A 21,439-nucleotide genomic window follows, 5' to 3' on the forward strand; every position below is an offset into this window, starting at 1 on the left:
TTCACCACAGAACCAAAATCAGCAACGCACCACATACAGACAGGGCAAACAGCGAGAGATCCATCAGCAGGGGATGCCAGATATCGCCCGCGTACATCCAGTCACGGAGTTGCTGGTGCGCAACCAGCCAGATAAGAAAGCCGAGCAGGACGGCTTTAAATAGCGGTGGGAAATAGATTGAGGCACCCACCATGAGGTCTTGCAGCGGTAGTCCCGGGAGTTGAAGAATCGACTTCACAAGCAGAAATCCTTTGCAATTGAAGAGTTAAGACTCGATAGTGAGCGTAACGCTAACGAAATGCAGGCAATTTTAACACAGTGTAAATCATTGCTCTGCTTTGCGCGTAGGCAGCAATACATTTGTTTTGAGTATTTAAATACTGCACACTATTCTAAAATCAGTATAATAACTTAGCAAGCTAATTATAAGGAGATGAAATTGGAATCGCCATTAGGTTCTGATCTGGCACGGTTGGTGCGCATTTGGCGTGCTCTGATCGACCATCGCCTCAAACCTCTGGAACTCACGCAGACGCACTGGGTAACGCTGCATAATATTCATCAGTTGCCCCCAGAGCAGTCACAGATCCAGTTGGCTAAAGCGATCGGCATTGAGCAGCCGTCATTGGTTCGCACGCTGGATCAACTGGAAGAGAAAGGTCTTATCTCTCGCCAAACGTGCGCAAACGATCGTCGTGCTAAGCGTATAAAACTGACTGAAAAAGCCGAACCATTGATTGAAGAGATGGAAGCGGTGATCAGTAAAACACGCGGCGAGATTCTTTCTGGGATCACGCCGGAAGAGACTGACCAACTGGTTGCGCTCATCCATAAGCTGGAACAAAACATTATCGATCTGCAATCCAGAGATTGATTGTGTTCGTCAGAAGCCCTGCCAGAAGGCAGGGCTTTTTACGTCTTATTCCCACACGACCACGCGGTTACGTCCGGCTGCTTTTGCCCGGTACATCGCTTCATCCGCCCGACGCACGCACTCTTCTACGTTAACCGTCAGGTCAGTGGCGGTGAAAACGCCCATACTGATAGTGATAGGCTCCGGCAATTGCGATTGACTACTTTCCGCATCCTGGCTGGCAATGGCGACACGAATACGTTCGGCAATCCCTTCAGCAACGTTCGAGGACGCGCCGACCAGCAGCAGGGCGAACTCTTCTCCACCAATGCGTGCAGCAATATCATTTTGTCGAACAGAATCCTGCAGAACCTTCGAAACAAACTGAATCACCTTATCACCCTGCAAATGGCCGTATTTGTCGTTGATACGTTTAAAGTGGTCCAGGTCGCTGACAATCACCGAGACAGGTTGCCCGCTAGCGACTTTTGGCATCAATGCGGTAAAGGTGTCATAGAAATAGCTACGGTTAAAAAGTTGCGTCAGCGGATCGCGGATAGAGTTTTGATATGAATGCATGTACCGGGTATTGGACTGACGGTAAAGCGTGAAGACATCGCAGAGTAGCACCAGGATCAGGAACAGGGTAGAGATGGTCTCGAACAACCGGGCCTCATACCAGGTGTACCCCGCGCTATGCCCCGATGACATCAGAACAATCAGCGTAAAGATGTAGCATGCGCAGAAAAACGCTCCGCTATACCAGAATATATTGTTCAGCTTCGTCACAATAAGAATTGTCAGCAAAGCGACAACCCATAGTGCAATTAATCCCCATCCCAGTTGGTTTCCCCATAATTGCGTAAACTGATAAGTGTTATTATCAACAAAGTTGATACTCAATAATTGGTAATGACTAGAGTAAAGCCAGGACAATAATAGCATGCCCGACGTAAATAGGAGGATAACTACGAGAATAATCGTATGAATTTTTACGGTATGCATCTCGCGTTTTTTCAATGCGTACAGAATGACGGCGAAAATAAAAAGAAGTGCCATCATGATATTGCGGAAAAAATAAAAAATCAGCGTGTCGTTATAGTTAACTTTTGTTAAGCCGGTACACATAAACCAGTCAGGGAAACTGTCCAGCGTGCCCAGCATCAGAATGGCAGAGCCTGCGAAGGCAAGGGCTATCGGCGTGAGATAAAGACGATGTTTATCACAGGAGTATTTCATTATCATGAAGGCGGCAATCATGCCATGGAAAACCATTAGAAAAATAGTCAGGATAGGAAAAAGTAGCGGTGCTATCGTAGGGGTACGATGAATTATTGCCGCCGAGAAGTGGTTAAGGATAACAATCCCCAAAATACAAATGGTGAAGTAAACCAAAAAACGTTGTAACGGTAACTTCAATTTCATCAACATAGAGGGCATTCCAATATTATTCGGAGTGAAAATACTCACGGCTTCACAGGGCATCCAGCCCGGTGGGATTAATCTTAGATGAATTTAACACAGAGAATATTGTTTTGGCGCAAGTAATATATGCGTTATATGGCATATTTATATTCACGTCGTCAATAATTCTAATGGAATGGTGGGGAATGTAAGGAATTGTCAGCAGATTAAATAAATGGCGTGACCCGATTGGGCCACGCTGATAGGACATTAACGCGGGGAGACAGTCACCTGGCTGCCATTGCTCGCCATCACGACGCGCTGGCCTACAGAGAAGCGGGTATCACCCTGTTTCTGTACTACCATGATGGTATTACCGTCATCTTTACGAATTTCCAGCTCAACGCCCTGAGTTTTGTTCATCGCGCCCTGGACACCCTGGCCGGCTACGCCACCCGCGACGGCACCTGCTGCGGTTGCCAGTGAACGGCCTGTACCGCCGCCAATGGTATTCCCGAGGAAACCACCCAGTACCGCACCGCCGATAGCGCCAATGACGTTGCTATCGTCGCCGCCCTGAATCTGTACCGGACGCGTGTTAACGATGGTACCGTAGGTGACATTCTGAACCTGCTTGGCTTCGGAAGCTGAATAGACATCGCCGGACAGACCGCTGCTGCTAACGCACCCTGTTAACGATAAACCGATCATAGAAGCGGTCAAAACACGTAACATCATTTATGAATCTCCTGTTCACCAAGAAACGCCCTTACGAGCATCCGTATCAGGTAATTATATGGTATTTGCACATGGCAGGTTATATATTCTGCACGACTATGAGCAAATAATAACGTGGATTAACTTAACCAACGTTAAACACTCCTTCTGAAGACCGCACATTTTTTATCCAGATGTGGGCTTGCTGTATAAAATATCACTAAAAATTATTATTGCATCATAGCATTGGTCATTGCTTTATGGTGGAGTGTAATTCCACTGCTTATGCAACTAAGGAAGGCGTATGAAATCAGGCCGTTATATTGGCGTGATGTCGGGAACCAGTCTCGACGGGGTTGATGTTGTGCTGGTGGCAATTGATGAAAACAGCGTGGCGCAACTGGCCAGCCTCGCGTTTCCTATTCCCATTGATCTGAAAGAGGCGGTGTTGGCCGTATGCCAGGGGCAACAGCTGACGCTCTCACAGTTTGGTCAGTTAGATACACGTCTGGGAAGGTTGTTCGCCGATGCGGTGCTGGCGCTGATGAAACAGGAAAATCTGCGGCCTGAAGATATCGTGGCGATAGGGTGTCACGGGCAAACCGTCTGGCATGAACCCACAGGTGATGCGCCCCATACGCTGCAAATTGGCGATAACAATATTATTGCGGCGCGAACGGGGGTCACCGTGGTAGGCGATTTTCGCCGTCGCGATATGGCGTTAGGTGGGCAGGGCGCGCCGCTGGTGCCTGCATTCCATCATGCATTGCTGGCACACCCTGATGAGCGACGAATGATTCTCAATATTGGCGGGATTGCCAACCTCTCTTTGCTGATACCGGGTCAGTCGGTTCGCGGTTTTGATACCGGCCCAGGCAATATGCTGATGGACGCCTGGATCTGGCGCAATCTGAAAAAACCGTACGACAAAGATGCGGCATGGGCCAGCGAAGGCAAAGTGCTGTTGCCACTGTTGCAGGAGATGCTTTGCGACCCGTATTTTGCCGCACCTGCGCCGAAGAGCACCGGGCGCGAATATTTCAACTACGGCTGGATCGAACGCGTCCTGGGGCAGTTCCCGGCGCTACGTCCGCAGGATGTGCAGGCAACACTTGCTGAGTTAACGGCCACCACCATCAGCGAGCAGGTGTTGCTCAGTGGTGGTTGCGATCGTCTGCTGGTGTGCGGCGGCGGTAGCCGTAACCCGATGGTGATGACGCGCCTTGCCGGCATGCTGCCGGGAACGGAAGTTGCCGCGACGGATGAATACGGTATCAGCGGGGACGACATGGAAGCGCTGGCCTTTGCATGGCTTGCCTGGCGTACTCTTGCCGGTCTACCGGGAAATTTACCTTCGGTGACGGGCGCTTCGCAGGAGAGTGTTCTGGGCGCTATTTTTCCAGCTAATCCGCGCAAATAGGAGTTTGCTGAAATCTTCCTGGCGTGCTGCACGATAAACTCAGGGAAAAGGGAGGATTCGTACCTCCTGTGGACCAGGAAAGTCGTAAGGCACGCCAATGAAAAAACTACTTATCGCTGTTATTCCTTTAATGCTGGCTGGTTGCAGCACCTACAACCAGTTTATGGAACGGATGCAAACCGACACGCTGGAGTACCAGTGTGATGAGAAACCACTTACCGTCAAACTGAATAATCCGCGCCAGGAAGTCAGCTTCGTTTATGACAACCAGCAGTTGCATCTGCCGCAGGGGCTATCGGCATCCGGGGCGCGTTATACTGACGGCATTTATGTTTTTTGGTCGAAAGGCAACGACGCTACCGTCTACAAACGTGACCGTATCGTGCTGAATAACTGTCAGTTACAAAACCCCAAGCGTTGAGATTTTCACCCGGGCGGCGCACAATAACGCTACCCATTTCTGACAATCACAATCGCTATGTCCGATAACGACGAATTGCAGCAAATTGCGCATCTGCGCCGAGAGTATACCCGTGGCGGTCTCCGCCGCCGCGATCTTCCCGCTGACCCGCTGACGCTGTTCGAGCGCTGGTTGTCTCAGGCTTGTGAGGCGAAGCTTGCCGATCCTACCGCGATGGTGGTGGCGACCGTTGACGAAAACGGGCAACCCTACCAGCGTATTGTTTTGCTCAAGCACTATGATGAAAAAGGCATGGTGTTCTACACCAACCTGGGCAGCCGCAAAGCGCACCATCTGGAACAGAATCCGCGTATCAGCCTGTTGTTCCCCTGGCATACGCTGGAACGTCAGGTGATGGTCACCGGCAAAGCGGAGCGTCTCTCTACACTTGAAGTGGTTAAATACTTCCACAGCCGCCCGCGCGACAGCCAAATTGGTGCCTGGGTATCAAAACAATCGAGCCGTATTTCTGCGCGCGGCATCCTCGAAAGCAAATTTCTTGAACTGAAACAGAAGTTCCAGCAGGGCGACGTCCCGCTGCCGAGTTTCTGGGGCGGATATCGCGTCTCTATCGAACAGATGGAGTTCTGGCAGGGCGGTGAACACCGTCTGCACGACCGTTTTTTATATCAACGCGACGTGAACGACTGGAAAATCGACCGACTCGCGCCTTAAGGGCAAAATTGTTGCGTTAAGCGCTGGTGCTAAAAGGGCTGGCGCTTTATTCTATATCCCTTTCGCGTCAGGCGAAAAAGTCGTGTACCGACAGAGGTGCAGTCGTTTATACATGGAGAATTTGATGGCAAGCAGTAACTTGATTAAACAATTGCAAGAGCGGGGCCTCGTGGCCCAGGTGACGGACGAGGAAGCGTTAGCAGAGCGACTGGCGCAAGGCCCGATCGCGCTCTATTGCGGCTTCGATCCCACCGCTGACAGCTTGCATTTGGGGCATCTTGTTCCATTGTTATGCCTGAAACGCTTCCAGCAAGCGGGCCACAAGCCTGTAGCACTGGTAGGTGGCGCAACCGGTCTGATTGGCGACCCGAGCTTCAAAGCTGCCGAGCGTAAACTGAACACTGAAGATACGGTTCAGGAGTGGGTGGATAAAATCCGCAAACAGGTTGCGCCGTTCCTCGATTTCAATTGTGGCGACAACTCAGCCATTGCTGCGAATAACTACGACTGGTTTGGTGGCATGAATGTGCTGACCTTCCTGCGTGATATCGGCAAGCACTTCTCCGTTAATCAGATGATCAACAAAGAAGCGGTTAAGCAGCGTCTGAACCGTGACGATCAGGGCATCTCCTTCACCGAGTTCTCCTATAACCTGTTGCAGGGCTATGACTTTGCCTGCCTGAACAAACTGCACGGCGTTGCGCTGCAGATTGGCGGATCTGACCAGTGGGGCAACATCACCTCCGGTATCGATTTGACCCGTCGTCTGCACCAGAATCAGGTATTCGGCCTGACGGTTCCGCTGATCACCAAAGCAGACGGTACCAAGTTCGGTAAAACCGAAGGCGGCGCGGTATGGCTCGATCCGAAGAAAACCAGCCCGTATAAGTTCTACCAGTTCTGGATTAACACCGCTGATGCTGACGTTTATCGCTTCCTGAAATTCTTCACGTTCATGGACATTGAAGAGATCAATGCGCTGGAAGAAGAAGACAAAAACAGCGGTAAAGCCCCGCGTGCCCAGTACGTTCTGGCCGAACAGGTTACTCGTCTGGTCCATGGCGAAGAAGGTCTGGTGGCAGCAAAACGTATTACTGAAAGTCTGTTTAACGGCACCCTGAGCGCGCTGAGCGAAGCAGACTTCGAACAGCTGGCACAGGATGGCGTACCGATGGTTGAGATGGAGAAAGGCGCTGATTTGATGCAGGCGCTGGTGGACTCTGAGCTTCAACCGTCTCGTGGCCAGGCGCGTAAAACTATCGCTTCGAACGCGGTCACCATCAATGGTGAGAAACAGGCCGATCCGGAATATACTTTTAGCGAAAGCGATCGTCTGTATGGCCGCTACACGCTGCTGCGTCGTGGTAAGAAAAACTACTGCCTGGTGTGCTGGAAGTAATTCAGCGCAACAGAAATGAAAAAAGGGCGTGAGAAATCACGCCCTTTTTTACATCTGTTGCGGCATCTTGCCGGATGGCATTTGCGCTTATCCGGCATTGTTTAGTGTTATTTCAGACCTTCCGCCGCCATCGCTGCCGCAACGGCAGGACGCGCCGCGACCCGTGCCATATAGGCCGCAATATTTTTATAACCGCTCATCTCCAGTTTTACCGCAAATGCCCAGCGCAGGACGGTAAACAGATACGCATCGGCAATCGTAAAGCGCGAGCCGCTAATCCATTCACAATCGGCAAGCTCGCTATCGATATAGGCCATTTTTTTGTCCAGCAGCGCGCGAGCAGTCGGTTTGTAATCTTCCGGCGTATCCGGGCGGAACAGGGGAGTAAAGCCCTTGTGCAGTTCGGTAGCGATGAAGTTAAGCCATTCCAGCGTTTTATAGCGGCTGATGCTGCTGACCGGTGCGAGAAGCTGACGGTCGGCGACGCTGTCGGCAATATACTGCATGATGGCAACGCCTTCGGTCAGAACGGTGTTGTCGTCCAGCTGGAGCGTGGGAACCTGTCCTTTCGGGTTGGTTTGCAGGAAATTTTCCCCGGTTTCAGTCACTTTCTTTTGCAGGTCTACGCCCACGAGTGTGAAATCCAGCCCACTTTCACGTAGCGAAATATGCGACGCGAGGGAACAGGCACCGGGTTTATAAAACAGCTTCATGGCGAACTCCTTCTGGCAGATGTCATCGGTTTTTTATCTTGTGCCACGCAGAGGTGACGAAGGGCATCTCGCTATGTTAGTGCCAGCGATGATAAAAAAAAAGCCGTTAACTCGCGTTAACGGCTCAAATTCAAATGTTTCCCGATGACATTACGCGGAAGCGGTTTTCTGCGCAGTTACGGTTTTGTCGTCGTCCTGAGTCATGCGATTCAGTTTCGACGCGGTCAGCAGCATCAGCACAGCGATAACACCGGTAGCAACGCCAATCTGCAGGAAGACTTTACCGTAGACGTCCAGCGACATCAGCGGGTCTGTAACGTTTTCAGGTACTGCCATCAGGTTCGCCACACGACCAGCAATCAGTGCCGCACCGGCAGTGGTCAGGAACCAGCTACCCATGATGAAGCCCATCAGACGCTGCGGAACCAGTTGTGCAACCATTGCCAGACCAAGTCCGGAGATCATCAGTTCACCGATACTCTGCAGGCAGTAGCTCAGGATCAGCCAGTTTACGGAAACGATACCTGCGTCGGTGGCGAATTTCGCACCCAGCGGCAGCACCAGGAAGGCACCAGAGCAAAGCACCATACCGATAGCAAACTTGTGCGGCATCGGCAGACGGTCGCCCATCTTGTTGTAGATAGCGGCCAGAATCGGGCTACCGATGATGATCCAGAACGGGTTCAGCGCCTGATACTGTTCCGGCTCAAACGCGATACCCAGAATGGAATGCTCAACGTTACGGATGGCGAAGAAGTTCAGCGAGGTCGGCATCTGGCTGTAGAGAACGAAGAACACAATCGCTTCCAGCATCAGGATGAACGCCACAATCATTTTACGGCGTGCAGCACCCTGCATTGCGAACGCTTCTTTACCAAAGATAATCACAATACCCAGCGCAACCACACCCAGTACCATGCGTGCGATATCCTGGTTGTGCAGCAGCCAGGTCGCGATAGTGACCAGAACAACAACACCCACGATAGTCAGCAGCAGGTTACGGTAATTAATTGGCTCAAAGTCAGGTTTAGAACCGTACTGTTTCACCCAACGCTGGCAGAACGCGAAGTTCACAACGGTAATCAGCATACCCACAACGCTCAGTGCGAACGCGACGCTCCAGCCAAATTTCGCAGCCAGCCACGGCGTTGCCAGCATAGAGAAGAAGGAACCGATGTTGACGGACATGTAGTACATGGTAAATGCACCGTCCAGACGTGGGTCATCTTTCTCATAACAGGTAGACAGCAGGGAAGACGGGTTCGCTTTGAACAGGCCGTTACCGACCGCAATGGTCGCCATACCCATGTACACAATAGCGGCGTCATGACCAGACCATGCAACGAGCGCATAACCAATCGCCAGCACAATTGCGCCCAGCATAATAACGCGTTTAGTCCCCAGAATTTTGTCGCCCAGCCAGCCGCCAATAGCGACTAAACCGTAGACCAGGGCACTGAAGGAGGAAAACAACGTAATCGAATCGGCTTCGGACATACCCAGTTGTTTAACCAGGTAGACAGCCATAATACCTTGCAAGCCGTAGTAACCAAAACGTTCCCAAAGTTCAATCGAGAAGATCAAATAGAACGCTTTTGGTTGTTTAAAAGCGTTCAAACTTACGCTTTCAGTTGGTTTATTGTTTGCAGTAGACACATATACCTCTTTTTTTACATCCCATCTTAACGGGGCGTTACTGGGCGGAAATTCGTATCGACATCCGCCTTTATAGTTATTCTGGAGGGGAAACGGGGAGTAATGTTCACTATCCCGTGCTTTCGCACAAGGCTTTTGTCATACTCTGTTACAAATACGTAAGTTACTACAAATGACCAGATATATAAATGTTATTTAGATTTAAATTTTACGCATCGCCATTAGGTAGCGTTTTACTCTGCTGACCGGGGCGAAAAATGGCGTAGTGACCATATCTTCTGCTGATTCGCTTTTGAAGTAGTGATATAGCCTGGATTCTGAAAAATAACTGGTTGATCGTCTCGTGTCATCACGATGACACATTGAATTGATGGGCGTTATATGAGCAGAAGATAACATCGAGATAACATAATGTTACTATGCTGTTCAAAATCAAATGAATATAGAAAATTCAGGTGATAAAAAAAGAATTAACCAGAATAAGTGTTTAATGCATGGCATTCACACCACTAATTTCCCATATTCTAATGATTAACAGCGTAACGGCAGAGAATAGTGGCGGCACAAGTAGGAGAAATGGCCGCCTTGAAAGGCTAGATATCGACCTTCTCTTTGAATTCACAGAGATCTTCGATGATGCAGGAACCACAACGCGGTTTGCGGGCAATGCAGGTGTAGCGGCCATGGAGAATCAACCAATGGTGACAATCGACCTTAAACTCTGCCGGTACAACTTTCAGAAGCTTTTCTTCAACCTGCTCGACGTTCTTGCCGGGAGCAAACTGCGTGCGATTACAGACGCGGAAGATATGGGTATCAACCGCGATGGTCGGCCAGCCAAACGCGGTATTAAGCACCACGTTGGCCGTTTTGCGCCCCACGCCTGGCAGCGCTTCAAGCGCCGCGCGATCTTCCGGGACTTCACCATTATGCAACTCTATCAGCATCCGGCAGGTTTTTATCACGTTCTCGGCTTTGCTGTTAAACAGGCCGATGGTCTTGATATAAGACTTCACGCCGTCCACGCCCAGCTCCAGCATCGCCTGTGGCGTATTAGCGACCGGATAGAGTTTTGCCGTGGCTTTATTGACGCTCACATCCGTCGCCTGTGCGGAAAGTAGCACCGCGATCAGCAGCTCGAAAGGGGAGCTAAAATTGAGTTCAGTGGTCGGATGCGGGTTGTTGTCCCGCAGGCGGCTTAAAATCTCCAGCCGTTTTGCTTTATTCATCAGGCCTTCTCAGCAGTTTCAACGCCGACGTCCGTGGCAGGCACGGCTTTCGCCTTGCGTTGTTTCGTCCGTTCATCAATCAGATATTTAATCGCCAGCAGCATGCCCAGGCCAATAAAAGCACCTGGCGGGAGCATCGCTAACAGGAAAGGGGTATCGGTATGAAACACTTCGATACGCAGTACTTTCGCCCAGTTGCCCAGCAGACCGTCCGCGCCGTCGAACAACGTACCATTACCTAACAACTCGCGGAGGGAGCCCAGCACAAACATGGTGCAGGTCGCGCCCATGCCGATAGCAAAACCATCCAGAGCCGATAACGCCGGCCCTTTTTTGGCAGCAAAGGCTTCAGCACGCCCCACGACAATACAGTTGGTCACGATCAGCGGGATAAAAATCCCCAACGACTGATAGAGGCCGAAGGCGTAAGCGTTGATCAGCATTTGCACGGCGCTCACGACCGAGGCGATAATCATCACGTAGATAGGAATACGAATCTCCGCAGGCGTCCAGCGACGCAGGCAGGAGATGGCAAAGTTGGTTAACGTCAGAACCAGGGTGGTGGCCAGACCGAGCCCCAACGCATTGGTGGCCGTTGACGTCACTGCCAGAAGCGGACACATCCCCAGCAACTGAACCAGTGCGGAGTTGTTTTTCCACAGCCCCTGGACAATGACCTCTTTGACTTCGCTCATGGTTTACTCTCCACAGGCCTGCAGGTTAGAAAGTTGATTCGGTAACGTTTGAGCGTAAAGCCCGGCACGTTTTACCGCATTTACAACAGCGCGAGGCGTAATGGTCGCGCCGGTAAACTGATCGAACTGGCCGCCATCTTTTTTCACCGCCCACGCTGCATCGCTCTCGCCCGCAATGGTTTTCCCGGCAAAATGAGTGATCCAGTCGGAAATTCGCAGCTCAATTTTATCGCCCAGTCCCGGTGTCTCGTGATGCTCAGTCACACGGCTGCCCAGCACGGTACCGCTGAAATCAGCACCGACCAAAAGCTGAATGGCGCCAGAGTAGCCATCCGGTGCGGTCGCTTCCATCACGGCGGCGACGGCCTGTTCGCCCTGACGCGCAATATAGACCTTATGCGTACCTTTCCCAAGAGCCGGTGCGGTTACCAGATAGCAGCTTTGCAGCAAATCGTTATTATAGCGGTCAGCCGGAATCACCTGTTCAAACAGTGCGTTCTGCTGTTTAGCTGCCTGATCGGCGATGGTGTTTTTGGTCAACTGGTCGATAGCCGCTGTCAGACCGGTTGAGCCTGCGGCAAACAGTGCCAGGGTTACCCCGTGCTTACGCATCGTTTTTAACATCATCAATCCTCAGCGATGGCCGTAAACGCGCGGGCGCGTATAGTAGTCAATCAACGGTACGGTAATGTTCGCCAGCAATACGGCAAAAGCAACGCCATCCGGGTAACCCCCGAAGCTGCGAATCAACCACACCAGCAGGCCCGCCAGCGCACCGAAAATCAGGCGTCCACGGTTGGTGGTTGAGGCGGTCACCGGATCGGTCAGAATAAAGAATGCACCCAGCATGGTCGCGCCGGACAATAAATGCATTTGCGGCGAGGCGACATTTTCCGGGTTAAACAGCCAGCCAAGTGTTGCACAGACTGCCAGACTCAACAGGAAGCTCACCGGAATGTGCCAGCGAATGGCGCCTTTCCACAGTAAAAACAGCCCGCCTGCCAGATATGCCAGGTTGACCCACTGCCAGCCAATGCCTGCCAGCGCACCGTGATATATCGACGATTGCATGATGCTCTCTACTGAATGACCTGCATGGAGCGACGTTTTAAAGGTATCCAGCGGTGTGGCCTGGCTGATGCCATCAATGCCCATTTTCAGCGCATTCATGTCCTGGCCCGCAGTGGTGTGGCCGGTAAAAATCACCTGTAATGCGTCGATAAAACCGGGTGTGTTGGCGGCAATTTCATGCGGCGGTAGCCAGGAGGTCATCTGCACCGGGAAGGAGATCAGCAGCACAACATAGCCAATCATCGCCGGGTTAAACGGGTTCTGCCCTAAGCCACCATACAACTGTTTGGCGATGATCACCGCAAAGGCGGTGCCCAATACCACCATCCACCACGGGGCGAAAGGTGGGATACTGATGGCCAGCAGAATGCCGGTTAGCCAGGCCGAGTTATCCGCAAGTGTTGCAGCAATAGCCTGCTTACGCAGACGCAATATGAACGATTCTGTCGCCCAGGCCGTCAGCGAGGCCAGAAGAAGCTGAATCAGGGTTCCCCAGCCGAAAAAACAGCTTTGCACCGCGATGCCGGGTAGGGCGGCCAAAATCACCAGCATCATGATACGCGATGTCTGGCGTTGGTTATGGGTATAAGGGGAACTCGCTATCTTGAAAACCATTTATTCCTCGTTTACAGCTTGCGCGGCTTTTTTCGCCTGAACGCGGGCAATCGCTGCCGCAACGGCCGCTTTGCGTGGATCATCATTGGCAGCCGACTCATTTGCGGCCTGTTGTTCGGCTTTACGCGCTTTGGCGCGCGCGATGGCGGCTTCAACGGCGGCCTTACGCGGATCAACGGCTTCCGCTGTTGCCGCAGGTTCACTGGCCGCTTGCTGCTCTGCTTTACGCGCTTTGGCACGTGCAATAGCGGCTTCAACCGCGGCTTTTCGCGGATCAACCGTTTCCGTGACCGCGACGGGCTCACTGGCCGCGTGCTGCTCCGCTTTACGCGCTTTAGCGCGTGCAATAGCGGCTTCAACGGCGGCTTTACGCGGATCAACCGTTTCCGTGACCGCGACAGGCTCACTGGCCGCGTGCTGCTCCGCTTTACGCGCTTTAGCGCGTGCGATGGCGGCTTCGACAGCAGCTTTGCGTGGATCAACCGTTTCCGTTACAGCAACAGGCTCGCTGGCCGGTTGCTGCTCCGCTTTACGGGCTTTGGCCCGCGCGATAGCGGCTTCAACGGCGGCCTTACGCGGATCAACGGCATCACCGCTTTCAGATGATTGTTTTTCTGCCTGTGCAGCACGGGCTTTCGCCTTGCGTGCTTCGCGGGCTGCAATTACGGCGCTGTTATCAGGCAGTGCGCCTGCTTTAATGATGACCGGCTGCGTGGCCTGTTGCTGCTTCTCTTTCACGCGTGCCAGTGCGGCATTGATCGCATCCTGATCTTTCGCTGCGGGCTGTACGGCTGCTTTTTTATGGCGCTCCGCACGCGCCAGTTTTTCACGCTCAAGACGGTTCTGACGTGCTTCAAAGCGGGCTTTCGCTTCTGCGGCACGCTGCTCTTCGAGACGAATTGCTGATATTTCTGCTTTTTCCTGACGGAAGTACTGCACCAGGGGAATGCTGCTGGGGCAGACCCACGCGCAGGCGCCGCACTCGATGCAATCAGAGATATTATGCGCAGTCGCTTTATCGTGCTGCTGGCCCTTACTGAACCAGTAAAGCTGCTGCGGCAGAAGATCGGCCGGGCAGGCATCTGCACAGGCGCTGCAGCGAATGCAGCTTTTTTCTTCTTCAGGCACGCCCATTTCCGATGGCGATGGCGCCAGCAGACAGTTGGTGATTTTAACTACCGGGACGTCCAGCCAGGGCAGGGTAAAGCCCATTAACGGGCCGCCCATAATCACAAGCTGTTCGGCAGAAGGACAGAAACCCGCGTCTTCGAGCAGATGGCTGACCGGCGTGCCCAGACGCGCCCAAACGTTACCCGGCCGACTCACGGATTCACCGGTTAAGGTCACCACGCGCTCGGTTAAGGGTTCACCGTCTATCACCGCGCGTTTCACTGCAAACGCGGTACCGACGTTTTGCATCAGTACGCCAATATCGGATGAACGACCGCCGTGTGGAACCTGCTTGCCAGTGAGGATTTGCGTTAATTGCTTCGCGCCACCCGACGGATATTTGGTGGGAATGACCCGCAGGCTGATATCATGCGCGCCCGCCAGCACCGCACGCAGCATTGATATGGCCTGCGGTTTGTTATCTTCAATACCAATCAGAATCTGCTGTGGTTGCAGAATATGACCCAGGATACGAATACCTTCGATAACCTGCGCCGCGCAATCCTGCATCAGCCGGTCATCCGCCGTGATATAAGGCTCACACTCCGCCGCATTGATAATCAGCGTGGTGATTTTATCGCCGCCGCCGCGCAGTTTTGTGCCGGTCGGGAAACCCGCACCGCCAAGGCCTGCGACGCCAAACTGATGAATTCGCTCAATCAATTCTTCACGTGAACGGTTCTGGTAATCGTGCCAGCCGTCGCGCGAGATCCACTGATCTTCGCCATCGGCATCAATAATGACGCTCATCTCCGGCAAAGCGGAAGGGTGTGCCGTGGCATGCGGCTCAATGGCGACAACGGTTCCGGAGGTTGGCGCATGTACAGGCAGCATTCGCCCCCAGCCGCGCGTCAACGGTTGACCGCGCAGCACGCGATCGCCGGGCTTCACGCACAACTCGCCTTCAGCACCAATATGTTGCTTCAGAGGAATGACGAAACGCTGCGCAAGGGGAACCTGGCGCAGCGGCGTGCCATTAGACTGAGTTTTCATTTCCGGTGGGTGAATCCCCCCATCGAAATCCCAGATTTTTTCTTTTCTGAACGCGGAAAATAACTTAAGCATGGTGTTCCACAGGAATATTACGTACCGGGATACTTTGCAGATCCCACTTCCAGCTGTCGGTTGTGGTGGCGACCGGGCGCAGTTCAATACACTGAGTCGGGCAGGGCGCAACGCAGAGGTTGCAGCCAGTGCAGAGGTCGCTCATCACCGTGTGCATCGCGCGGGTTGCGCCGACAATGGCGTCCACCGGGCATGCCTGAATGCACTTGGTACAACCGATACAGTTGTTTTCGTCGATCACGGCCAGCATCCGCGCCGGTTCCTGAACGGCGGTATCGCCGTCGACAGGTTGCGGATCGACGTTAAGTAATTCGGCAATTTTCAGCATTACCGCTTCGCCGCCGGGGGCGCAGCAGTTAATTTTTTCACCGTTGCTTACCGCTTCGGCATAGGGGCGACAGCCCGGATAGCCGCACTGCCCGCACTGGCTTTGCGGTAAGAGTTCATCAATTTTTTCAACTACCGGGTCATCTTCCACCGCGAAACGGCGTGAGGCGTATCCCAGTATGACGCCGAAAATCAGCCCTAAAACGCTGATAGCGGCGACGGCAATCCAGAAGGTCATCATTACAACTTCACCAACCCGCTAAAGCCCATAAACGCCAAAGACATTAACCCTGCGGTAATCAGCGCAATGGCGTTACCGCGAAACGGCGCAGGCACGTTCGACACCACCAGGCGTTCGCGAATAGAGGCAAACAATACCATCACCAGTGAGAAACCGACGGCGGCGGAGAAGCCATACAGCGCCGACTGCAAAAAGTTATGGCCGAGGTTAATGTTGAGCAGCGCCACGCCGAGCACCGCGCAGTTGGTGGTGATCAGCGGTAAAAAGATGCCCAGCAGACGATAGAGCGCCGGGCTGGTTTTGCGCACTACCATTTCGGTGAACTGCACCACAACGGCAATCACCAGAATAAAGGCCAGCGTGCGCAGATAAATCAGATTAAGCGGAATCAGGATCCAGGTATCAATCAACCATGCGCAAATGGACGCCAGCGTCATCACGAAGGTGGTCGCGAGCCCCATGCCCATTGCTGTTTCCAGCTTTTTGGACACGCCCATAAACGGACACAGCCCGAGGAACTTCACCAGGACGAAGTTATTTACCAGTACGGTACCGATAAAAAGCAATAAATAGTCAGTCATCATTCGACCTGTAACAAAAAAAGCCGCCTATTATCGCGGAAAGCGCGTTCATCGACAACAGGGCAAGAGTGTGGTTATTAAGGGTTCACAAACGTACGCTTTACGCGGGATGAGCGTTTTAGGTATGGCACAATCAGCGCTGCAGCGGCGAGTGGCAGTAAAAGCTGGCGCAGCGCGATGATGTCGGATACAGGTGCAAATGCAAAGGCCTTTAGCGCCAGCAATAATGAGACCAGTAACCAGATAATATAGTGCTTAGGCACATTTTTACGGCGCTTAAAGAAAGCAATGGTCAGCCACAGCGTGTAATACCACATGGCAATAACGAACGCTAAAGAAAGAATCCAAAGGGCCAGATGCGTGCTGCTTTGTGCTTTTAACAGGCTCAGGATCTGCGGATTAAGCAGGGCGTTAACGAACATCAGCAATTGCAGACTGATGCTGAGCAGCGCAACTAACAACCACGCCAGCGGGCCGAGCAACCATCCACCAATTCGTTCTGCAGAATTTGACGACATTTCGTCTCCTGATTATCAGCGTCAGTTATAAATATGGCGGTGGAGTATAAGCAACTGACGCTGATGATAACAATAGTTACTGCACGTAATGCCAAACGGATTTTGGTACGTGGCCGATATCGAACAAACGACCGCCAGAAACCAGTTCTGCCCGACGGTGATCCGCAGCACGATACATATTGATTAATTCATGGGTGTCGGAAAGTGAATAGTTAAGATGGTCATAAAGTTTTTCGAGATTGTCCAACGAGCTGACTTTACGGAATTTCAATAAATAATCCAGGACGGTCATTTGTAGGTATCCATTTATAATGTTAAATCACGCAGGGCCTGAAGGGGCGCAAAAGCACAACACCGCAAGGGCGCATCGCTAAGTCTGAAAACCAGTTTATCGACACCTGTTTTCGTTAAGAGTTCAGCCCGCAACGGGCATACTCTCTTCAGGACGCCGTAATTATTTGGGTTATAAATGACAAATTCAAGAACAGAAAATGGCGTTATTGATATATCGCAGGAAATGACGTTATCACGAAAAGTGTTTGGGCGCCCCAGGGCGCCCGGAGCGGATTAGCGCACGTTGCCGTGGCTGTTAATCACTTCTTTATACCAGTAAAAGCTTTTCTTGCGCTTACGGGCAAGGTTTTGCTGATGATCGACATAAACAAAACCATACTGTTTTTTGTAACCGTTCAGCCAGCTTAGCAGGTCTATGAACGACCACGGATAATAACCGCGTACATCTGCACCCAACGCAATCGCTTTTTCCAGTGCATCAATATGCATCCTTAAATAATCGATGCGCGGTTGGTCAACGATGTTGCCGTCAACAATCGGATCTTTGGCGCCAAGTCCGTTTTCCGTAATGTAGATGGGGATGTCGCCGTAGCGTTCTTTAATCATCATTATGCCGTCGGTCAACCCTTGCGGCCAAATCTCCCAGTCCCAATCCGTATAAATGCCGTTGGGATTACGGACAAATTTGAACAAGCCTTTAAAGCCAAATTCGCCGCCGCTATTTTTTTCGCCACTATGATTGGACTGGGTAAGCGTCTCGCCCGAATTAGCGGTCACGGTCTCGCGACGGTAGTAATTCAGGCCGATAAAATCGCAGCGATAGTTACGCAATAACTCATCATCGCCAGGCACAAAGCGCGGAACGCCCCACAGCGCCTGCGTTTGGGCAAGAAGTTCCGCCGGGTAGGTGCCTTTCAGCACCGGATCGTAAAGCCAGTGGGTGTGAATGGCGTCAGCCAATTCGCTTGCGACGGTATCTTCTGGCGAATCAGAGAGCGGCGTATGCGGTTGCAGTACGTTAACAAAGCCAATTTGACCGTCAATGTTCATTTCACGGAAGGCTTTTACCGCCATGGCATGAGCGATAAAGACCTGGTGGCAAGCCTGAATAGCCCGGGCCGGGTCTTTCACCGACGGCGGATGGCTACCGGTAATATAGCCGTGACCGATAAAAACGATGGTTTCGTTAAACGTCGCCCAGAGTTTGACGCGCGAACCGAAGCGGGTGTAGCACAGACGAGCGTACTCTTCGAAGGCTTCCGCCGTTGAACGGACTTCCCAGCCGCCTTCATCCTGCAACGCCTGGGGTAAATCCCAGTGATAAAGCGTAATCATCGGCACAATATTGTGCGCCAGCAGGGCATCAATCAAATCGCTGTAAAATTTAACCCCGGCTTCATTAACCTCGCCACGACCATTCGGTAATAAACGCGGCCAGGAGATGGAAAAACGGTAGCTTTGCAGGCCCATCTCCGCCATGAGCGCGACATCTTCCTGCATACGGTGGTAGTGGTCTACGGCGACATCGCCGTTGGTTCCCTGATAAGTCGTTCCGGGCAGATGAGAAAACACGTCCCAGATAGACAGCCCTTTGCCATCTTCATCGTGCGCGCCTTCGACCTGATAGGCTGCGGTTGCAGCACCCCAGAGGAAATCTTTTGGAAAAGCAGCCATGAAACTCTCCTTATTTGTGCAATAAGTTGAGTGTAAAGAGGAGAAAGAGGGGGTTGCAACCGGTTTCAGAAACCGGTTACACAGTTGCGATCGCCATCACTGTTCAGCGCGCAGACTTATTTCTTTTGTACCGCCGTAATCGGCTCTGGCGGTTGGTAGTTATCAATGTGATGCGCAATAACAAGAAGAAGAACTGAGACGCTAAGTACGCCCCAACCGATCAGTTCAACGATCCGTGTAAAGACAATAGACATAGTAATTAAGACAATTTCGACAAAATTAATGATACGGACTAAGATCTTACCTCGCCTGGCGCACAACGCAAGTCTTCAGCCGAAACGATTCATGTCTTCAGCTTTTTTTCCGATAATTACCCCTCTCTGTACACCATACTGTTATTAATCTGTTGTTCATCACCGCAATATGTTGTGAAATAAGAAATCGATTACACTGCGACGGGTGCTTCTCCGGGTCGGACAAAAACAGCACAGTTAAGAGGCTATTATGAGTGACAGTATTCGTGTCGGATTAATTGGGTATGGTTATGCCAGTAAAACCTTTCATGCGCCGCTTATCAGCGGAACGCCGGGAATGGATCTGGCCGTGGTGTCCAGTAGTGACGCTGAAAAAGTGAAAGCCGACTGGCCCAACGTCAGCGTGGTCTCTGAACCTAAACATATTTTCGCCGATCCCACTATTGACCTGGTGGTGATTCCTACGCCGAACGATACCCACTTTCCGCTGGCGAAAGCTGCGCTTGAGGCGGGTAAACATGTGGTGGTGGATAAACCCTTCACCGTGACACTGTCACAAGCGCGTGAACTGGATGCGCTGGCAAAAAGCCAGGGTAAATTGTTGTCAGTGTTTCATAATCGTCGCTGGGACAGCGATTTCTTAACCGTGAAGTCGCTGATTAATGAAGGGCGACTGGGCGAGGTGGCTTATTTTGAATCCCACTTTGACCGTTATCGCCCGCAGGTGCGTAATCGCTGGCGTGAGATGGCAGGCCCCGGCAGCGGTATCTGGTACGATTTAGGCCCGCATTTGCTCGACCAGGCGGTGAATCTTTTTGGTTTGCCGGTCAGTTTGTCCGTCGATCTCGCGCAACTGCGTCCAGGCGCGCAGGCGACGGATTACTTCCATGCGGTGCTGGTGTATCCGCAACGCCGTGTGGTGTTGCATGGCACGTTGTTGGCTGCTGCTGAAACTGCGCGTTATATCGTGCACGGCTCGCGAGCCAGCTACGTGAAGTATGGCCTCGACCCGCAGGAAGAACGCCTGAAGAATGGTGAACGCCTGCCACAGGAAGACTGGGGCTACGACATGCGCGATGGCGTGCTGACGCGCGTTGGCGGTGAAGATCGTGTTGAAGAGACGCTGCTCACTATACCGGGCAACTACCCGGCTTATTACGCGGCGATTCGTGATGCGTTAAACGGCGCGGGTGAGAATCCGGTTCCGGCAAGCCAGGCCATTCAGATTATGGAATTGATTGAACTGGGGATTGAATCCGCGAAACATCGCGCGGTGCTTTCTCTGACCTGATGAAGGTAATAAAGAACGGGCGCGCAGCACACGCTGTGCGCCCGTTCTTTTATGCGCCTTGTACGCGTGCGCGCAGTGCGGCTTTTTCGGTTTCCGACAGGAAAGCGATTTCAAGCCCGTTGATTTGCGCCTGACGAATTTGCGCTGGCGTCAGCCCGGCTGCCGGTGCTGCAACGCGATATTCATGTTGAATATCAATGCCCTGAACTGCAGGATCATCGGTGTTGATGCTCGCCAGCACGCCATGTTCCAGGAAGGTTTTCAGCGGATGCTGGGCCAGCGATGGTACGGTGCTGGTCTGGATGTTCGATGTCAGGCAGGATTCCACGCCGATGCGCTGTTTCGCTAAAAATTCCATCAGCGCGGGGTCTTCGACGGCTTTGACGCCGTGACCGATACGTTCTGCGCCCAGCTCCCGAATGGCCTGCCAGATGCTTTCCGGGCCAGCGGCTTCGCCTGCGTGTACGGTAATGCGCAGCCCCGCATCGCGCGCGCGGTTGAAATGGCTAAGGAACAGGCTCCCCGGAAAACCAAGTTCGTCACCCGCCAGATCCAGCGCGGTAATCCCCTCGCGATGCGCCAACAGGGCATCCAGTTCGCGCAGGCAGGCGGTTTCACCAAAGGTGCGGCTCATAATGCCAATCAAACGTGCCTCAACGTTGAAATCGCGACAGCCTTCACGCACACCAGCGATCACGGCTTCCACTACGCCCTCAACCGGAAGTTGATGCGTCATCGCCATATAGCCCGGCGAGAAACGCAGTTCGACATAGTGCAGCCCGTTGTTGGCGGCATCTTCGATGTTCTCGTAAGCCACCCGGCGACAGGCATCGAGGTCGGCAAGGACTTTGACGCCCCAGTCGAGTTTGCTTAGAAAGCTTACCAGGTCAGGCTCATTACTGGTGACCTGCACATGTGGTATTAATGCTTCAAGGCTGGACGCAGGAAGGGTTAAGTTGTGCTGATGGCCAAGATCGAGAATAGTTTGGGCGCGAATATTGCCATCAAGGTGGCGATGAATGTCAGTGAGGGGGAGCGTAGTATCAATCATGGTCGCACTCTTTATTAGATTAAGTGCGCGCTATTATAAAAACATTTCACTGCAAAAAGCTATTTG

At 52.3% G+C, this 21,439-nt stretch carries 23 protein-coding genes; 6 read left to right on the forward strand and 17 right to left on the reverse strand.

All coding sequences use genetic code 11. The features are described from left to right. Window position 1 precedes the first annotated feature (1 nt). A complete protein-coding gene (locus NMC31_RS15865) occupies window positions 2–193 on the reverse strand; it encodes a DUF1656 domain-containing protein (RefSeq protein WP_051051017.1) in 192 nt (63 codons plus the stop codon). A 240-nt stretch (window positions 194–433) separates the two neighbouring features. Here NMC31_RS15865 and slyA point away from each other — a divergent pair, with 240 nt between their 5' ends. Further along, window positions 434–874 (forward strand): transcriptional regulator SlyA, encoded by a 441-nt coding sequence (gene slyA / locus NMC31_RS15870; protein ID WP_149462626.1) that lies wholly within the window; start codon window positions 434–436, stop codon window positions 872–874. A gap of 45 nt (window positions 875–919) precedes the next feature. Here slyA and NMC31_RS15875 read toward each other — a convergent pair whose 3' ends face one another. Both NMC31_RS15875 and slyB read right to left on the reverse strand, forming a co-directional pair. Beyond that, complete coding sequence (locus tag NMC31_RS15875; protein ID WP_253898442.1) at window positions 920–2,284, reverse strand: sensor domain-containing diguanylate cyclase; 1,365 nt, start codon at window positions 2,282–2,284, stop codon at window positions 920–922. Between the two features lie 243 nt (window positions 2,285–2,527). After that, window positions 2,528–2,995 carry an outer membrane lipoprotein SlyB gene (gene slyB, locus NMC31_RS15880; protein WP_253898443.1) on the reverse strand — a complete coding sequence of 156 codons (468 nt, stop codon included), beginning with the start codon at window positions 2,993–2,995 and terminating at the stop codon, window positions 2,528–2,530. Between the two features lie 283 nt (window positions 2,996–3,278). Between slyB and anmK the strand changes: the two genes are divergently transcribed. The 4 genes from anmK (at window position 3,279) to tyrS (ending at window position 6,928) form a co-directional block, all read left to right on the forward strand. Continuing rightward, window positions 3,279–4,394: an anhydro-N-acetylmuramic acid kinase gene (gene anmK / locus NMC31_RS15885; RefSeq protein WP_253898444.1), complete on the forward strand. Its 1,116-nt coding sequence runs from the start codon at window positions 3,279–3,281 to the stop codon at window positions 4,392–4,394. 97 nt (window positions 4,395–4,491) lie between these two features. Beyond that, a complete protein-coding gene (gene mliC, locus NMC31_RS15890; protein ID WP_015964270.1) occupies window positions 4,492–4,815 on the forward strand; it encodes a C-type lysozyme inhibitor in 324 nt (107 codons plus the stop codon). Between the two features lie 57 nt (window positions 4,816–4,872). Beyond that, complete coding sequence (gene pdxH, locus NMC31_RS15895) at window positions 4,873–5,529, forward strand: pyridoxamine 5'-phosphate oxidase (RefSeq protein ID WP_253898445.1); 657 nt, start codon at window positions 4,873–4,875, stop codon at window positions 5,527–5,529. 124 nt (window positions 5,530–5,653) lie between these two features. Beyond that, window positions 5,654–6,928 carry a tyrosine--tRNA ligase gene (gene tyrS, locus NMC31_RS15900; protein WP_149462621.1) on the forward strand — a complete coding sequence of 425 codons (1,275 nt, stop codon included), beginning with the start codon at window positions 5,654–5,656 and terminating at the stop codon, window positions 6,926–6,928. 107 nt (window positions 6,929–7,035) lie between these two features. On the opposite strand, the gene gstA is transcribed toward tyrS, so the two are convergent. From gstA to blr, 13 genes are all read right to left on the reverse strand, one after another. Continuing rightward, a complete protein-coding gene (gene gstA / locus NMC31_RS15905; protein ID WP_231827148.1) occupies window positions 7,036–7,641 on the reverse strand; it encodes a glutathione transferase GstA in 606 nt (201 codons plus the stop codon). Window positions 7,642–7,791: 150 nt separating this feature from the next. Beyond that, complete coding sequence (gene dtpA, locus NMC31_RS15910; protein ID WP_149462619.1) at window positions 7,792–9,297, reverse strand: dipeptide/tripeptide permease DtpA; 1,506 nt, start codon at window positions 9,295–9,297, stop codon at window positions 7,792–7,794. A gap of 593 nt (window positions 9,298–9,890) precedes the next feature. Next, complete coding sequence (nth, locus tag NMC31_RS15915) at window positions 9,891–10,526, reverse strand: endonuclease III (RefSeq protein WP_149462618.1); 636 nt, start codon at window positions 10,524–10,526, stop codon at window positions 9,891–9,893. After that, window positions 10,526–11,221, reverse strand: coding sequence for an electron transport complex subunit E (locus NMC31_RS15920; RefSeq protein ID WP_149462617.1), 696 nt, complete (start codon window positions 11,219–11,221; stop codon window positions 10,526–10,528). The genes nth and NMC31_RS15920 overlap by 1 nt, the downstream gene beginning before the upstream one ends. Before the next feature lie 3 nt (window positions 11,222–11,224). After that, window positions 11,225–11,845 carry an electron transport complex subunit RsxG gene (gene rsxG / locus NMC31_RS15925; RefSeq protein WP_253898491.1) on the reverse strand — a complete coding sequence of 207 codons (621 nt, stop codon included), beginning with the start codon at window positions 11,843–11,845 and terminating at the stop codon, window positions 11,225–11,227. A gap of 9 nt (window positions 11,846–11,854) precedes the next feature. After that, window positions 11,855–12,907: an electron transport complex subunit RsxD gene (rsxD, locus tag NMC31_RS15930; protein WP_253898446.1), complete on the reverse strand. Its 1,053-nt coding sequence runs from the start codon at window positions 12,905–12,907 to the stop codon at window positions 11,855–11,857. After that, complete coding sequence (rsxC, locus tag NMC31_RS15935; protein ID WP_253898447.1) at window positions 12,908–15,142, reverse strand: electron transport complex subunit RsxC; 2,235 nt, start codon at window positions 15,140–15,142, stop codon at window positions 12,908–12,910. Next, entirely contained in the window at window positions 15,135–15,710 is a 576-nt protein-coding gene (rsxB, locus tag NMC31_RS15940) for an electron transport complex subunit RsxB (protein ID WP_149462613.1), read from the reverse strand. Before rsxB ends, rsxC begins: the two co-directional genes overlap by 8 nt. Then, window positions 15,710–16,291, reverse strand: coding sequence for an electron transport complex subunit RsxA (rsxA, locus tag NMC31_RS15945; RefSeq protein WP_015964281.1), 582 nt, complete (start codon window positions 16,289–16,291; stop codon window positions 15,710–15,712). The genes rsxB and rsxA overlap by 1 nt, the downstream gene beginning before the upstream one ends. A 77-nt stretch (window positions 16,292–16,368) precedes the next feature. Next, complete coding sequence (locus tag NMC31_RS15950) at window positions 16,369–16,809, reverse strand: DUF2569 domain-containing protein (RefSeq protein ID WP_149462612.1); 441 nt, start codon at window positions 16,807–16,809, stop codon at window positions 16,369–16,371. Between the two features lie 76 nt (window positions 16,810–16,885). Continuing rightward, window positions 16,886–17,101, reverse strand: coding sequence for a transcription modulator YdgT (ydgT, locus tag NMC31_RS15955; protein ID WP_149462611.1), 216 nt, complete (start codon window positions 17,099–17,101; stop codon window positions 16,886–16,888). Window positions 17,102–17,376: 275 nt separating this feature from the next. Next, the gene (locus NMC31_RS15960; protein ID WP_253898448.1) at window positions 17,377–18,777 is read right to left on the reverse strand and encodes a GH1 family beta-glucosidase; all 1,401 of its coding nucleotides are present in this window, start codon (window positions 18,775–18,777) and stop codon (window positions 17,377–17,379) included. Window positions 18,778–18,893: 116 nt separating this feature from the next. Beyond that, window positions 18,894–19,031, reverse strand: a complete 138-nt coding sequence (blr, locus tag NMC31_RS15965; RefSeq protein ID WP_253898449.1) for a division septum protein Blr — start codon at window positions 19,029–19,031, stop codon at window positions 18,894–18,896. 250 nt (window positions 19,032–19,281) lie between these two features. Here blr and NMC31_RS15970 point away from each other — a divergent pair, with 250 nt between their 5' ends. Next, window positions 19,282–20,322 (forward strand): oxidoreductase, encoded by a 1,041-nt coding sequence (locus NMC31_RS15970; protein WP_253898450.1) that lies wholly within the window; start codon window positions 19,282–19,284, stop codon window positions 20,320–20,322. Window positions 20,323–20,371: 49 nt separating this feature from the next. On the opposite strand, the gene add is transcribed toward NMC31_RS15970, so the two are convergent. Continuing rightward, window positions 20,372–21,373: an adenosine deaminase gene (gene add, locus NMC31_RS15975; protein ID WP_253898451.1), complete on the reverse strand. Its 1,002-nt coding sequence runs from the start codon at window positions 21,371–21,373 to the stop codon at window positions 20,372–20,374. Between the last annotated feature and the right edge of the window lie 66 nt (window positions 21,374–21,439).

Origin of the sequence: Pseudocitrobacter vendiensis, from assembly GCF_943590815.1 — a bacterium.
Classification (GTDB): Bacteria; Pseudomonadota; Gammaproteobacteria; order Enterobacterales; family Enterobacteriaceae; genus Pseudocitrobacter; species Pseudocitrobacter vendiensis.

Bases quoted from the DNA above. Each gene is read 5' to 3' on its own strand.
- ydgT (WP_149462611.1), bottom strand. From the start codon at position 17,101: ATGACCGTCCTGGATTATTTATTGAAATTCCGTAAAGTCAGCTCGTTG.
- gstA (WP_231827148.1), bottom strand. From the start codon at position 7,641: ATGAAGCTGTTTTATAAACCCGGTGCCTGTTCCCTCGCGTCGCATATT.
- slyB (WP_253898443.1), bottom strand. From the start codon at position 2,995: ATGATGTTACGTGTTTTGACCGCTTCTATGATCGGTTTATCGTTAACA.
- NMC31_RS15920 (WP_149462617.1), bottom strand. From the start codon at position 11,221: ATGAGCGAAGTCAAAGAGGTCATTGTCCAGGGGCTGTGGAAAAACAAC.
- NMC31_RS15970 (WP_253898450.1), top strand. From the start codon at position 19,282: ATGAGTGACAGTATTCGTGTCGGATTAATTGGGTATGGTTATGCCAGT.
- NMC31_RS15865 (WP_051051017.1), bottom strand. From the start codon at position 193: ATGGTGGGTGCCTCAATCTATTTCCCACCGCTATTTAAAGCCGTCCTG.
- slyA (WP_149462626.1), top strand. From the start codon at position 434: ATGAAATTGGAATCGCCATTAGGTTCTGATCTGGCACGGTTGGTGCGC.
- rsxB (WP_149462613.1), bottom strand. From the start codon at position 15,710: ATGATGACCTTCTGGATTGCCGTCGCCGCTATCAGCGTTTTAGGGCTG.
- rsxD (WP_253898446.1), bottom strand. From the start codon at position 12,907: ATGGTTTTCAAGATAGCGAGTTCCCCTTATACCCATAACCAACGCCAG.
- pdxH (WP_253898445.1), top strand. From the start codon at position 4,873: ATGTCCGATAACGACGAATTGCAGCAAATTGCGCATCTGCGCCGAGAG.
- nth (WP_149462618.1), bottom strand. From the start codon at position 10,526: ATGAATAAAGCAAAACGGCTGGAGATTTTAAGCCGCCTGCGGGACAAC.
- rsxC (WP_253898447.1), bottom strand. From the start codon at position 15,142: ATGCTTAAGTTATTTTCCGCGTTCAGAAAAGAAAAAATCTGGGATTTC.
- blr (WP_253898449.1), bottom strand. From the start codon at position 19,031: ATGTCTATTGTCTTTACACGGATCGTTGAACTGATCGGTTGGGGCGTA.
- mliC (WP_015964270.1), top strand. From the start codon at position 4,492: ATGAAAAAACTACTTATCGCTGTTATTCCTTTAATGCTGGCTGGTTGC.
- rsxG (WP_253898491.1), bottom strand. From the start codon at position 11,845: ATGTTAAAAACGATGCGTAAGCACGGGGTAACCCTGGCACTGTTTGCC.
- NMC31_RS15960 (WP_253898448.1), bottom strand. From the start codon at position 18,777: ATGGCTGCTTTTCCAAAAGATTTCCTCTGGGGTGCTGCAACCGCAGCC.
- anmK (WP_253898444.1), top strand. From the start codon at position 3,279: ATGAAATCAGGCCGTTATATTGGCGTGATGTCGGGAACCAGTCTCGAC.
- tyrS (WP_149462621.1), top strand. From the start codon at position 5,654: ATGGCAAGCAGTAACTTGATTAAACAATTGCAAGAGCGGGGCCTCGTG.
- NMC31_RS15875 (WP_253898442.1), bottom strand. From the start codon at position 2,284: ATGTTGATGAAATTGAAGTTACCGTTACAACGTTTTTTGGTTTACTTC.
- rsxA (WP_015964281.1), bottom strand. From the start codon at position 16,291: ATGACTGACTATTTATTGCTTTTTATCGGTACCGTACTGGTAAATAAC.
- add (WP_253898451.1), bottom strand. From the start codon at position 21,373: ATGATTGATACTACGCTCCCCCTCACTGACATTCATCGCCACCTTGAT.
- NMC31_RS15950 (WP_149462612.1), bottom strand. From the start codon at position 16,809: ATGTCGTCAAATTCTGCAGAACGAATTGGTGGATGGTTGCTCGGCCCG.